The sequence below is a fragment of the Janibacter melonis genome (assembly GCF_020567375.1).
GTDB classification, from domain to species: Bacteria; Actinomycetota; Actinomycetes; order Actinomycetales; family Dermatophilaceae; genus Marihabitans; species Marihabitans melonis.
Genome location: NZ_JAJBZM010000001.1, coordinates 119,003 through 132,020, shown reverse-complemented (window position 1 = coordinate 132,020; position 13,018 = coordinate 119,003). Strand labels below are relative to the sequence as shown.

10 protein-coding genes are annotated in these 13,018 nt (G+C 74.4%); 2 read left to right on the top strand and 8 right to left on the bottom strand.

Translation table 11 applies throughout. The features are described 5' to 3' along the window. Positions 1-53: 53 nt before the first annotated feature. Complete coding sequence (rpsA, locus tag LIV55_RS00585) at positions 54-1,547, bottom strand: 30S ribosomal protein S1 (RefSeq protein ID WP_068276069.1); 1,494 nt, start codon at positions 1,545-1,547, stop codon at positions 54-56. A 211-nt stretch (positions 1,548-1,758) separates the two neighbouring features. On the opposite strand from rpsA, the gene LIV55_RS00580 reads away from it, so the two are divergent. Further along, positions 1,759-2,565 (top strand): class I SAM-dependent methyltransferase, encoded by an 807-nt coding sequence (locus tag LIV55_RS00580; RefSeq protein WP_229298882.1) that lies wholly within the window; start codon positions 1,759-1,761, stop codon positions 2,563-2,565. Positions 2,566-2,576: 11 nt separating this feature from the next. Here LIV55_RS00580 and LIV55_RS00575 read toward each other — a convergent pair whose 3' ends face one another. The 5 genes from LIV55_RS00575 to LIV55_RS00555 all read right to left on the bottom strand — a co-directional run bounded on the left by LIV55_RS00575 (position 2,577) and on the right by LIV55_RS00555 (position 6,991). After that, entirely contained in the window at positions 2,577-3,569 is a 993-nt protein-coding gene (locus LIV55_RS00575; RefSeq protein WP_229298881.1) for a UDP-glucuronic acid decarboxylase family protein, read from the bottom strand. A gap of 1 nt (position 3,570) precedes the next feature. Next, on the bottom strand, positions 3,571-4,644 hold the full coding sequence (pgfA, locus tag LIV55_RS00570; RefSeq protein ID WP_148041564.1) for a cell envelope lipid trafficking protein PgfA: 1,074 nt from the start codon (positions 4,642-4,644) through the stop codon (positions 3,571-3,573). Positions 4,645-4,779: 135 nt separating this feature from the next. After that, positions 4,780-5,343, bottom strand: coding sequence for a D-glycero-alpha-D-manno-heptose-1,7-bisphosphate 7-phosphatase (locus LIV55_RS00565; RefSeq protein WP_163562369.1), 564 nt, complete (start codon positions 5,341-5,343; stop codon positions 4,780-4,782). Further along, positions 5,340-5,948 carry a D-sedoheptulose-7-phosphate isomerase gene (locus LIV55_RS00560; RefSeq protein WP_123091966.1) on the bottom strand — a complete coding sequence of 203 codons (609 nt, stop codon included), beginning with the start codon at positions 5,946-5,948 and terminating at the stop codon, positions 5,340-5,342. The genes LIV55_RS00565 and LIV55_RS00560 overlap by 4 nt, the downstream gene beginning before the upstream one ends. Further along, positions 5,945-6,991, bottom strand: coding sequence for a GHMP family kinase ATP-binding protein (locus LIV55_RS00555; RefSeq protein ID WP_123091676.1), 1,047 nt, complete (start codon positions 6,989-6,991; stop codon positions 5,945-5,947). The genes LIV55_RS00560 and LIV55_RS00555 overlap by 4 nt, the downstream gene beginning before the upstream one ends. 90 nt (positions 6,992-7,081) lie before the next feature. Between LIV55_RS00555 and LIV55_RS00550 the strand changes: the two genes are divergently transcribed. Next, positions 7,082-8,254 carry an acyltransferase family protein gene (locus LIV55_RS00550; protein WP_229298880.1) on the top strand — a complete coding sequence of 391 codons (1,173 nt, stop codon included), beginning with the start codon at positions 7,082-7,084 and terminating at the stop codon, positions 8,252-8,254. On the opposite strand, the gene LIV55_RS00545 is transcribed toward LIV55_RS00550, so the two are convergent. Both LIV55_RS00545 and LIV55_RS00540 read right to left on the bottom strand, forming a co-directional pair. Then, positions 8,166-12,311 carry an alpha-(1->3)-arabinofuranosyltransferase domain-containing protein gene (locus LIV55_RS00545; RefSeq protein ID WP_229298879.1) on the bottom strand — a complete coding sequence of 1,382 codons (4,146 nt, stop codon included), beginning with the start codon at positions 12,309-12,311 and terminating at the stop codon, positions 8,166-8,168. The two genes, LIV55_RS00550 and LIV55_RS00545, sit on opposite strands and share 89 nt — an antisense overlap. Next, positions 12,278-13,009, bottom strand: coding sequence for a class I SAM-dependent methyltransferase (locus LIV55_RS00540; RefSeq protein WP_229298878.1), 732 nt, complete (start codon positions 13,007-13,009; stop codon positions 12,278-12,280). The genes LIV55_RS00545 and LIV55_RS00540 overlap by 34 nt, the downstream gene beginning before the upstream one ends. Positions 13,010-13,018: the final 9 nt, after the last annotated feature.

Genomic DNA, 13,018 nt, shown 5'->3' with positions numbered 1-13,018 from the left:
GGGGGCCACGCACCGAGCGGTGCGCGGCCCCCTTCGCACGGGGTGACCTGAGGTCAGTTGCCGGTGAGCTTCTCGCGCAGAGCCGCGAGCGCCTCGTCGGAGGCGAGGGTGCCCCCGGCGGAGCCGCCGGAGGACGCCGGGGCGGCCTGGCTGCTCGTGGACGGGGCGCTGTCCGAGGAGTACGAGCTCGTCGACTCGCCCGACTCGGCGGCAGCCGCGTCGTCGGCGGCCGACTTCTCGACCTGGGCGCGGTGCGCCTCCCAGCGGGCGTGCGCCTCGGCGTACTGCTTCTCCCAGGCCTCGCGCTGCGTCTCGTAGCCCTCGAGCCACTCGTTGGTCTCCGAGTCGAAGCCCTCGGGGTACTTGTAGTTGCCCTGCTCGTCGTACTCGGCGGCCATGCCGTAGAGCGTCGGGTCGAACTCGGTGAGGTTGGCGCCGTCCTCGTTGGCCTGCTTGAGGCTCAGCGAGATGCGGCGACGCTCGAGGTCGATGTCGATGACCTTGACGAAGATCTCGGCGCCGACCTGGACGACCTGCTCCGGCAGCTCCACGTGGCGCTCGGCCAGCTCGGAGATGTGCACGAGGCCCTCGATGCCGTCCTCGACGCGCACGAACGCACCGAAGGGGACGAGCTTGGTGACCTTGCCCGGGACGACCTGACCGATCGCGTGGGTCCGGGCGAAGTGCTGCCACGGGTCCTCCTGCGTCGCCTTGAGCGACAGGGAGACACGCTCGCGGTCCATGTCGACGTCGAGGACCTCGACGGTGACCTCGTCGCCGACCTCGACGACCTCGCCCGGGTGGTCGATGTGCTTCCAGGACAGCTCGGAGACGTGGACGAGACCGTCGACGCCACCGAGGTCCACGAAGGCACCGAAGTTGACGATCGAGGAGACGACGCCGGTGCGGACCTGGCCCTTCTGCAGCTCCTTGAGGAAGGTGGTGCGCACCTCGGACTGGGTCTGCTCGAGCCACGCACGACGCGAGAGCACGACGTTGTTGCGGTTCTTGTCGAGCTCGATGATCTTGGCCTCGATCTCCTTGCCGACGTACGGCTGGAGGTCGCGGACGCGACGCATCTCGACGAGGGAGGCGGGGAGGAAGCCACGCAGGCCGATGTCGAGGATGAGACCACCCTTGACGACCTCGATGACGGAGCCGGTGACGACGCCGTCCTCCTCCTTGATCTTCTCGATCGTGCCCCAGGCGCGCTCGTACTGCGCACGCTTCTTGGACAGGATGAGACGACCCTCCTTGTCCTCCTTCTGGAGGACGAGGGCCTCGACGGCGTCACCGACGGCGACGACCTCGCCGGGGTCGACGTCGTGCTTGATGCTCAGCTCGCGCGAGGGGATGACGCCCTCGGTCTTGTAGCCGATGTCGAGCAGCACCTCGTCGCGGTCCACCTTGACGATGTGGCCCTCGACGATGTCGCCATCGTTGAAGTCCTTGATCGTGGCGTCGATGGCAGCGAGGAGGTCTTCCTGAGATCCGATGTCGTTGACAGCGATCTCGGGGGCGGTCGCGGGGACCGTGGTGGCAGTCATGTAGTAGGAGCTCCGTTGCGGACAGGTTCGTTGTGCGGACAGGTGGTGCGGGGTGCGCCTGCAGCAGGTGGTGCGTGTGCCACAGTTGCGATGTCCCCGTGGGCTGCGCCGGCGATCCGAGGAGGATCGGGGCGGAGCACAGGAAAGACCCCTCCATCCTAGCCACACGAGGACCCACCACCAAAAGCCGCCCGAGCGCACGAGGAGAGCGATGACCCACGGCGTCGACCGTCGCCCGTCCGACCCCGACGAGACCTCCGTCGCCAACCGCGGGTGGTGGGACGCCGAGGCCCTCGACTACTACCTCGAGCACGGCGCCTTCCTCGGCGACCGCGACCTCGTGTGGGGCCCCGAGGGCTGGCACGAGCACGAGCTCGGCTGCATCGAGCGCGACCTCGACGGCCTCGACGTCCTCGAGTTCGGCTGCGGCGGCGCGCAAGGCGGGCGCTGGGCCGCCGACCAGGGGGCGCGCGTCGTGTCCACCGACCTGTCGATGGGGATGCTGCGCACGGCGGCGCTCATCGACGCGGCGTCCCCGGAGCGACCCCGCCCGCTCCTCGTCCAGTGCCCGGCGGAGCGGCTCCCCTTCGCCGACAACTCCTTCGACGTCGTCCTCAGCGCGTACGGCGCGACCCCCTTCGTCGCCGACAGCCAGGCCCTCGTCGACGAGCTCGCGCGGGTCCTGCGCCCCGGCGGCCGGCTGGCCTTCTCCACGAGCCACCCCGTGCGGTGGGCCTTCCCCGACGTCCCCGGCCCGGAGGGGCTGGTCGCGCACGGCTCCTACTTCGACCGCACGCCGTACGTCGAGAGCGACGACCTCGGCGAGGTGAGCTACGTCGAGCACCACCGCACCGTCGGCGACCGCGTCCGTGAGGTCATCAGCGCCGGGCTGACCCTCGTCGATCTCGTCGAGCCGGAGTGGCCGGCGCGCAACAAGCAGACGTGGGGCGGCTGGTCGCCCCTGCGCGGCGAGCACCTGCCGGGCACGCTCGTCGTCGTCGCCGACAAGCCGCTCTGAGACCGACCGGGTCAGTGGCCCGAGAGGATGTGCTCGGTGTCGTCGGGCGTGAGCGGCGGCAGGTCGAGGCCGTGGGCGGCCTCCTGGCGGAACCACTCGATGGTGCGCTGCAGCGCGTCCTCGATCTCGACCCGCGGCTGCCAGCCGAGGAGCTCGACAGCGAGGGTCGTGTCGGGCTGGCGCACGGTGGGGTCGTCGACGGGTCGGACGATGTGCTCGACGCTCGAGCTCGAGCCGGTGAGCTCGATGACCCAGCGGGCCAGGGCGAGCATCGAGATCTCGTGCGGGTTGCCGATGTTGACCGGACCGGCATGCCCGGAGTCGGCCATCGCGAGGATGCCGTCGACGAGGTCGTCGACGTAGCAGATGGAGCGGGTCTGGCTGCCGTCCCCGGCGACGGTCACCGGCTCGCCGGCGAGGGCCTGACGGATGAAGTTGGGGATGGCCCGACCGTCGTTGGGCCGCATCCGCGGACCGAAGGTGTTGAAGATCCGCACGATCCCCGTGTCGACCCCGTGGGTCGTGCGGTAGGCGAGCGTGATCGCCTCGGCGAAGCGCTTGGCCTCGTCGTACACCCCGCGGGGCCCGACGGGGTTGACGTTGCCCCAGTAGCTCTCCGGCTGCGGGTGCACCGCCGGGTCGCCGTAGACCTCGGAGGTCGACGCGAGCACGAAGCGGGCGCCGGTGCGCTGGGCGAGGTCGAGCGCGTGGAGCGTCCCGATCGAGCCCACCTTGAGCGTCTCGATCGGCAGCTTGAGGTAGTCGACCGGGCTGGCCGGCGACGCGAAGTGCAGGACGAGGTCGACCTCGCCGGCCACGTCGATGTCGTCGGTGACGTCGACCTCGACGACCTCGAGGCGCGGGTCGTGCGCGAGGTGGGCGAGGTTGGCCGCCGACCCCGTGACGAAGTTGTCGAGGCAGACGACCGAGTCACCGCGTGCGAGCAGCCGCTCGCACAGGTGGGAGCCGAGGAACCCGGCGCCACCCGTGACGACGACCCGCACGTCAGCCGTCGCGCCGCAGGTCCGAGCGCCGCACGGTGTCCTGGTCGGGGTCGACCGGCGCGGGGGCGTCCCCGTGGGCCGGGCTGTCGTAGTAGGCCGGGGTGCCGGCGTAGGCGGGCTGCGCGTGGGCGGCGTCCTCGCGGCGGCGACGTCCGAGGACGAGCGAGAGGAGCACGCCGGCGAGCAGCAGCAGCACCCCGAGGACGATCATCGCGTAGGACGCCGGGCCGTTGACGGCGGCGAGGAGCGCGCCCTTGGACTTGTACTCCTCGACGTTGGCGTCGACCGTCTCCTGGGTGAAGCGCGACGTCGTGTCGAGCGCGTCGAGAGTCTCCGCACCCGGGGCGCGGAACTCCTGGTGCTGCTCCTCGACGCGGTCGATGATGACGCCGGTCGCGGGCTGGACGTAGAAGGTGCGCTTGTTCGAGTAGTAGCGGTCGGCCTGGATGGGGCCGGCGTCCTTGAGACCCAGCGCGTAGTCGGGCAGCTCGCGGGTGGCGTACTTCGTCAGCGGCACGTCGGTCGTGAACTTGTACACGCCCATGCCCTGCACCTCGTCCTCGCCCTCGTACTTCACGGGGTAGGCCGCCTTGGTGTTGCCGTCCCACCAGCGGTAGGTGTCGACCGGCTGGGTGTCGAAGGGGAACTTCACGACGAGGCCCTCGTGGGTCACCTGGGTGCCGTCGACGTTCTCCTCGCAGCAGTTGATCGCCTCGCCGGTGGTCCGGTCGAAGGCGACGCGCTCGGTGCTCGCGGACATCGGGTAGTTGTCGTCGTTGTTGTCCGACTTCTGCCCGAGCTCCCACACCGCGACCTTGCGCCCGGTCTGCTCCGAGGCGTCCTCGGAGGCCTGCGGGTCGCCGATGACGGTGGAGATCGTCGTCAGCTTGCCCGTGGCGGGCTTGACGTTGTCGGCGTCGAAGAAGCTCGCGTCGTCGTCGACGACGACGGCCTGCGTGTTCATGTCGAGGGGGACGACGGCCAGGCGCGGGTAGGCCACGAACTTGAGCAGCAGACCCATCGTCAGCAGGAATGCACCGAGCCCGATGACCACTGCCGGAAGAACCTTGCGCACGTGTGAACCCTCCTTGGTCCGCCAGCAAAACCTACCGGACAGTAGCACTGAGATCGCGCGGCCCGGAACCTGCGCACAGCGTAGGGGACGTCACACCGCCGCACCGGTCGTCGGAGCGGTGCGCCGCCCGCGGGATCACCCGTCGCGCCCCTGGAGGAGGTCGGTGACGACGTCGAGCAACGACGGGGCCGCGCCGGCCGGCCCGACCCGACGAGCCGGGACGCCGGCGGCGCGCGCCGCGGCGAGGTCGGAGCCGCTGTCGCCGACGAGGACGCTGCGCTCGCGCGCGGCCCACGGGGCGCGCCGGAAGGCCTCGTCGAGGAGACCGGGCGCGGGCTTGCGGCACCCGCACTCCCCCGCCGCGTGCACGCAGGACAGGACGGCGTCGAGCGCGGCGCCCCGCGCGGCCAGCTCCTCCTCGAGACGCTCGTGCACGGCGTCGAGGTCGGTCAGCGTCATCAGCCCGCGCGAGACGCCGCGCTGGTTGGTGACCACGACGACCCGGCAGCCCGCGGCACGCAGCCGCCCTACGGCCGCCGCCGCACCGGGCAGCAGGCGCAGCGCCCCCGGCTCCCTCACGTAGTCGTCGACGACCTGGACGTTGAGCGTCCCGTCACGGTCGAGGAGCACGAGGTCGAAGGGGGCGCCCTCCCCTGCCGGCGGGATCGGCGGCCCGTCGGCCGGGTGCGGGCCGGTCACGGACCGCGCGTCCCCGCCTCGTCGGCGAGGACCTCGTCGACCGCCTCGCACCACGCGTGGGCCCACAGCATGTGGACCTCCTGGATGCGCGGGGTCTCGTCCGAGGGCACGACGAGCGTGTGCTCGGCCAGGCCGCGGCGTCCTTCGCCCCGCTCCCCGACCATGAGGACCGTGCGCAGACCGCGGGCGCGGGCCTCCTCGACGGCGAGCAGGACGTTCGGGCTCGCTCCCGAGGTCGACATCGCGAGCAGCACGTCGCCCTCGCGGCCGAAGGCCTGCACCCCGCGCAGGAAGACCTGCTCGAAGCCGTAGTCGTTGCCGATCGCGGTGAGCGAGCTGTGCGACTCGGCGAGCGAGATCGCCGGGAGCGGGTGGCGGTCGTGGACGCACTTGCCGAGGAACTCCGCCGCGACGTGGCTGGCGATGGCCGCCGAGCCGCCGTTGCCGGCGACGAGGAGGGTCCGGCCCTCGCGCAGCGCCTCGACGACCACCGAGCCGGCCGCCTCGACCTGGGCGACGAGCGCGGGCTCGGCGAGGTCTTCGGCGAGGCGGGACCAGGCGAGCGTCCCGGCCCGCAGCCGGGCGGCGACGACGTCGGCGCTCATCGCCGCCCCCGCCACGTCGTCACGCCGTGCTGGGTGAAGGTGAACTCCGAGACCGAGAGCCCCATGCCGATGAGGGTGTCGGCGACGATGTGCCGCCGCTCGAACTCGCAGATGAAGATCATGTGCCCACCGCCGCCGGCGCCGGTCACCTTGCCGCCGAGCGCGCCGACCTCGAGCGCCCTCTCGACCGCCTCGGAGATGAGAGGCGTCGCGATGCGCGTCGACATCCGCTGCTTCTCGCGCCAGGCCTCGCCGAGGAGGCGGCCCACCTCGTCGACCCGGCCGCGCAGCAGGGCGATCTTCATCGCGTCGGCGAGGTCGCGCTGGGCGCGCAGCCCGGCGACCGCCTCGTGCTCGCCGCTCTCGTAGCGCGTCACCTGGTCCTCGATGATGTGGTCGCTCACGCGGGTGCGACCCGTGTAGGCGAGGAGCATGTTGTGCTCGAGCTCGTGCACCGTGTCGGCCTGGACGCGCAGCGGGTTGACGACGACATCGCCCTCGCCGCGGAACTCCATGAAGTTGAAGCCGCCGAAGGCTGCCGCGTACTGGTCCTGGTAGCCCCCGGGGATGCCGAGGTCGTCGCGCTCGAGCCGGTAGGCCAGGGCGGCGATCTCGTAGGGGTCGAGGTGGATGCCGCAGTGGCGGGCGACGAGGTCGATGACGGCGACCATGACCGCGCTCGAGCTCCCCAGACCGGAGCCGGGCGGGGCGTTCGTGTGCAGGAAGAGGTCGAAGCCCTGGGACTCCATCGCCCCGTCGAAGGCCATGATCCGGCTGATCGCGGCCTTGGGCAGGTCGAGGTGCCCGTCGAAGACCACCGGCCCGCCGACCTCGTAGCCGATGGAGGTGCCGTAGTCGTGGGACTCGACGGTGATCCGCCCGTCCGATCGCGGCCGCAGCGTCGCGTAGGCGTAGCTGCTGATCGTCGCGGAGAGGACCGCTCCCCCTTCGCGCTCGGGGAAGGGGGAGACGTCGGTGCCGCCTCCGGCGAAGGAGACGCGAAGGGGGGCGCGGGCGCGCAGCACCGGCCGGACCGCATCCATGACGTCCCTCTCTCGTAGTCCACACTGGCTCGTGACTACCGAAGAGTAGGTGAGGACGACGGGGTGGTGGGACACGTGCAGCGGCATCGGGTGGTGACCTTGGACGCGCTGCGCGGCGTCGGCGCCCTGCTCGTCCTCGTCTCGCACGTCGGCTTCTGGTCGGGCGCGTCCCGCGACGGCGTGCTCGGGGCGCTCGCCGCCCGCGGCGACAGCGGCGTCGCGGTCTTCTTCGCGATCTCCGCCTACCTCCTGGGGCGCCCCGCGGTCGCCCGGGCGCTGGCCGACGACCCGCCCCCCGCTCGGGTCGCGCGCTACGCCCGCCACCGAGCCGTGCGGATCCTGCCCGCCTACCTGCTCGTCCTCGCGGCCGTGGTCCTCGCCGCGCTCGTCATCGGCGGTCGTGCCGCCGACCCAGTGTCGGTGCGCACGGTGCTCGTGCACCTCGTCGTCGGGCAGGGCCTCGTCGGCCCGACCTTCCAGTCCTTCACCCAGACGTGGTCGTTGACGACCGAGGTGTGCTTCTACCTGCTCCTCCCCCTCGCGGCGGGCGCCCTCGGCGTCCTCCTGCGCCGCCTGCCCGGCGCGGCGCGCGGGCGGGCCGTCCTCTGCGGTGTCCTCGTCCTCGCTCTCGTCGGTCTCGCCGTCCAGGCCCTGGCCGCCTCGGCCCCCGGCGCCGGGTGGTCCGGGCCGCTCGCGACGTCGGTCGTCGGGCACGCCGCGTGGTTCGCCGTCGGGCTGGTGGCCGCGGTCGTCTCGCTGGACGGCGCAGCCCTGCCCGCGCGCTGGGGCGCGCTGCGCGAGACGGTCGCGACGAGCCCCGGCACGCTCGTGCTCACGGCCGGTATCGTCCTGCTCGTCGCGTGCACCCCCCTCGCCGGCCCCCGCGACCTCGCCGCGCCGTCACCGGCCGAGGCCGTCGTCAAGGAGCTGCTCTACGCGGTGCTCGCCGCGCTGCTCCTCGCGGCAGCGCTCGCCCGCGGTGCCGACGAGCGCGTCCAGAGGTCTCCCGCCGCCGGGGCCGCCCGCTGGGCCGGCGACCTGTCGTACGGCGTCTTCCTGTGGCACGTCCTCGTGCTGCAGGTGCTCTTCGCCACGCTCTCGCTGCCGCTCTTCGCCGTCCCCGCGGGGTGGTTGCTCGTCGCGGTGCTCGTCATCAGCCTCGGGCTCGCGGCGCTCACCTGGGTGGGGGTGGAGCGTCCGGCCCTGCGGCGCCTGCGGCAGGAGCCGGTCGGGTCGCCCGCGGGCGCAGCAGCCCCGCGCTGACGAGCCCGAGCACGGCGCTGCCGAGGAGCTGGGCGACGAGCGCGCCGAGGGACTGCCGCTCGGCGACCCCGAGCACCGACAGGGCCACCCCCGCGACGCCGAGGAGGGTGACGACGGCAGCGCTGCGCGCCCGCGCGGGCACGAGCGAGGCGGCCGCCGCCGCGAGCAGGCCGAGAGGCCCGGCGACGAGGAGCCCGACGAGGGCGGCGAGGAGCGGCGCCCCCCACACCGGCGCGGGTCCCGCGGTGGTGCGCCCGTCGGTCATGGGCCGTCCTGGGTCGGGCCCGGCGAACGAGACGGGCGCCGCTGCGGCCGAGACGGACCGGCGACGCCCGCCGAGCAGGCTCGCCGCCCCGGCGAGGAGCGCGACGACGGCGAGCACCCCGCCGACCGCGAGGCCGACCCGATGGGTCGTCGACGGCACGAAGTCCACCCGGACGGCACCGGCCTCCCCTGCCGGCACGACGAAGCCCTGGCGCCACCCGTCCACCGTCACCGGGCGCAGCACCCGGCCCTCCGCGTCGGTCGCTCGCCACCCGCGGTTGGCTCCCTGGTCGGTCGTCACGACGCTGTCACCGCCTGCGCCGAGGGTGATCGTCCGGTCCTCGGCCTCGCCGCTCACGCCCTCGACGGCGCGGGCCGGCGTCGGCGTGGTGCCGGGCTGGGCCCCGGGGGTGCGCAGGAGCACCCGCTCGGGCACGAAGGCCTCGCCGGCGACGGCCTCGACGGCGATGCCCTCCGGGCGCGCGACGGGCGCCGCTGCCGGGCAGGTCCGGGCGGGCAGGACCGTCCCGGCGATCAGCTGGTCCGGGCTCGCTGTCACCTCGAGGTCGACGGCCGCGCCGTCCACGCGCACGCGACCGGCCTGCCCGCACGCCGTCGTCACCGGTCCCGCCGCCGAACGGGCCGGACCGACGAGCTCGACCTCCGGCGCCACCCACTCGCCGGATCGCTCGAAGACGAGCTCGACGCGCCGCGTCGTGCCCGCCGGCACGTCGAGAGCCCCGGCCTGCGCGGGCACGAGCCACGCGCCGGTGTCGGTGTTGACCCGCACGAGGCCACCCAGGCGTGCTCCGAGCCTGATCTGGCTCACCGGCTGGGCCGAGCCGAGGTCGACGACGAGGCGGGGCCGGTCCTCACCCGCGTCGGGCTGCCACCGCGTCTGCGGGTCGCCGTCGAGTGCCGCCCCCGGCCTGGAGCGCAGCGACGCGCCGACGTCTTCCTGGTCGCCGCGCGTGCTGCCCGCGAGGTCCCACCCGCGGTCGAGGAGGTGCTCGAGGGCCGCACCGGGGCGCGGGCGCAGCCAGGCCGTCACCGCGAGATCGCCCTCGAGGCCGGAGACGCTGCGCCGCAGGCTCGCCGGGTCCTCGCCCTGGGCGGTCGACGCGGCCGCCCGCGGGTCCCGGGTGAGCAGCGCGGCCTCGGCCCCGGGCGCGGCGGGCAGGGTGAGCGCGGTCCCCGCGCGCCGGGTCCACGGGTAGGTCGGCGTCGCACCGAGGTCGACCTCGCTCAGCCCGACGACGGAGCTGCCCGCGGCGCGCTGCGGGGCGATCTCGACGCGCTGCCCGCCGGAGGGCACCGTGAGGGTGACCCGCCGGCCGGTCGCCGGCACGGCCACGTCGTCGCGGTAGCCCGCAGCACCCCCGCCGGGGATGCTCACCGCGAGCCGTGCGGGCCGCGCGGGGCCGTCGGGCACCGTGACGACGACGGGGGTCGCGCCCCCGTCGAGAGGGCGGTCGGGCTCGAGGACGACTCGAGGGTCGGGGTCGTCCGGGTCGCTGACCCAGGTCGTCGTGAGGTCGCCGTCGACGAGGGCACCCGGGCCCGCCGAGGCAGGGGCGCGGGCCCCGGCGAAGGGGTCGGCACCCGTCGAGCTGACCTCGACGGAGCGGTAGCCCGGCCAGGTCCGGGTCGTCGCCCGGCCGAGGACGTCGCCGGGGGGCAGGGCCCGGGCCCCGGTCGTCCCTGGCCGGGGGTCGTCCTGGGCGACGGTCGGGGAGGTCGCGGAGGCCGCGGGCCGCCCGGCGTTGTAGAGCTGCCACCGCAGGGTGTCGGTGACCACCTGCGGGTCCCGGCCCAGCGGCCCGGCGTCACCGGCGAGCACGACCGGCGCACCGGGGCGGACCACGCCGGTGGCCTCGAGGTCGAGCACGCCCTCGGGCGAGGCGGCGGCCACGGTGACCGCGCCCACGGGGTCGCTGCGCACCCCCTCCGTCACCGCCGGGTCGGGGTCGACCGCCCACTGGGTGAGGGCGGTGCGACCGGCCCCTCGGGTGCGCACGTGCTCGATCCCCGGGCTCGCGACGAGCGCGGCCTCCATGGCGAAGGGGTCGGACGTCGGCTCGTCGGGCGCACCGTCGTAGCGCAGGACGACCCGGCTCACGCCGAGCCGGCGCAGCGCCGACGCGAGCTCGGGCTGGGCCCGCCCGGAGGACGCGAGGCGGTCGACCCGGTCGACGAGGCGGGTCGACCCGGGGTGGCCGAGCGGCGCGGCCGCCCGGACGAGGACCGGGCTCTCGGCGAGGGCGCTGAGCGGCTCGTCGTTCGTGCGTCCCCAGGACAGGTGGGCCATCCGGGCCGAGGGCAGGACGAGGGTGCTCCCCCCGTCGCGCTGCGCGGCGCGGTCGAGGTCGCCCGCCGTCTGGCGCACCTCGAGCGGGATGCGCTCGTACCCCCAGGCGTCGGCCACCCGCCCCTGCCACACCGGCAGCACCGACCCGACGACGGCCAGGGTGAGTGCGACCGCGCCGGCCTGGCGCAGGACCCGCCGGCCCGGGACCGGCGAGCCGACCCGGGCGGCGAGGAGCGCCGCGCCGAGCGCGAGCGGGAGGCGGACGAGCAGGTCGGCCTTGTGGACGTTGCGCAGCGGCGCCGCCGGCCCGTCGAGCAGGTCCTGCACGAGCGGCGCGAGGGGCCCCGAGGCGGTGCCCGTGCGACCGACCGCCATGACGACGACGCCGAGGAGCAGGCACACGAGCGCCCATCGACGCGAGGCAGCGGCGACGGGGTCGCGGTCCGGCGCGACGTCGCGGTCTGCCCCGCGTCCGACGTCCGGCGCGGCCCGGTGGGCGAGCAGCCCGGCGAGCGCGAGCCCGGCGAGCACGCACGTGGCGACGACGGCCACCGCGCTCTGCGCGAGGACCCAGCCCGACTGCCACACCGGGTGGTCGGCGTCGGTGAGGATGTAGGCCAGCCAGTGGTCCGCTCCGCGGAGCACGTTGACGACGCCGGTCACCCCGGTCGTCGTCGCCGCGAGCTCGATGTAGTCCAGGAAGGGGTAGGAGTACCGGCCGAGCACGAGCAGCGGGGCGAGCCACCAGGCGGACCCGACGAGCACGGCGAGCAGCCACAGCCCGGCGGCCCTCCGCCGGGTGCGACCTCGCGCGGCGGCGAGGACCCACAGCGCCGCCGGGGCGAGGGCGAAGAGGTCGACCGTCGCGTTGACCCCGCCGAGGCAGACCGTGAGCGCGCAGGTGCGCACCGCCGAGCGACGCAGCTCGGGCCACCCCGCGGCCGGGTCGGCGAGGGGCAGCACGACGAGGACCAGCCAGGGGGCGAGCGCGTAGGGCCACAGCTCGACCGAGCTCTCCGAGAGCATGGTGAGCACCCGGGGCGAGAGCGCGTAGAGCGCACCCCCGAGCAGGGCCGGCACCGTGCCGGGGACGCCGAGGCGACGCAGCAGGCGCTCGGCGCCGAGGACGGCGACGACGAGCACGAGCGCCCACCACACCCGTTGCACCCCCCAGGCGGGCATCCCCAGGCTCGTGAGCACCCCGTGCACCGGCCCCATGGGGAAGAGGTAGCCGTACGCCTGGTTCTGCAGCTCGCCGACGCCGTTGTGGGTGCTCCAGGCGTGGGTGGAGCGCTCGAGGTAGCGCCACGGCGAGACGGTGAGGTCGAGCTTCGTGTCCGGCTGCACCCGCCCCGGGGCGACGAGCCACGGCAGGAGCGCGAGCCCGGCGACGACGAGCAGGCGGTGCCACCGGGCGCGCAGCACCGCGACGCGCTCGTCGTGGGCGGCGCTCATCGCCGGCGCAGGACGAGCAGGAGGTTCCACGTGAGCACCTCGCGCAGCCCCGGGACGCGCAGGAGGTGACGGGCCGCGTCGGGCAGGTAGCGCGGGCGGGCCACGAGGACCTCGGCGCCGCTCGCGCGCGCCCACCGCAGTCCGTCGGCGACGCTCACCCGGTGCAGGGTCTCGCCCACCCTGTTCTTCGGCGGGTGGCCGTGGCGCCGGGCGTAGCGGCGGACGGCGCGCTCCCCGCCGAGCCAGTGCCACGGCGAGGTCTCGTGACCGCCCCACGGGGACAGCCAGTTCGTGTAGCTGAGGAGGACCACCCCGCCCGGCCGGGTGACCCGCAGCATCTCGTCGGCCACCCCGCGCGGGTCGCGCACGTGCTCCCAGACGTTGGAGGAGAAGACGACGTCGACGCTGCCGTCGGCGAGCGGCAGCCGGGACGCGTCGCCCACGACGCCCCCGTCGCGCACCGAGGCCACCGTCGGGTCATGGTCGAGCGGGACGTAGCGGGCGCCGGCCCCGCGGAAGACCCGCGCGAAGTCGGCCGGGCCCGCGCCGACGTCGACGAGGCTCGCGCCGTCGAGCTCGACCCACTCGGCGAGGAGGTCGCGCGAGTCGTGCGCGAGAGCGGAGTAGAAGACGTCGGGCTCGCTCTGCTCGAGCAGGAACACGCGGAAGAGCCGCACCGAGCGGCGCAGGCCGCGCCGGGGCACGGGTCGCCGCACGTCGTCGCTCACGGCGCCATC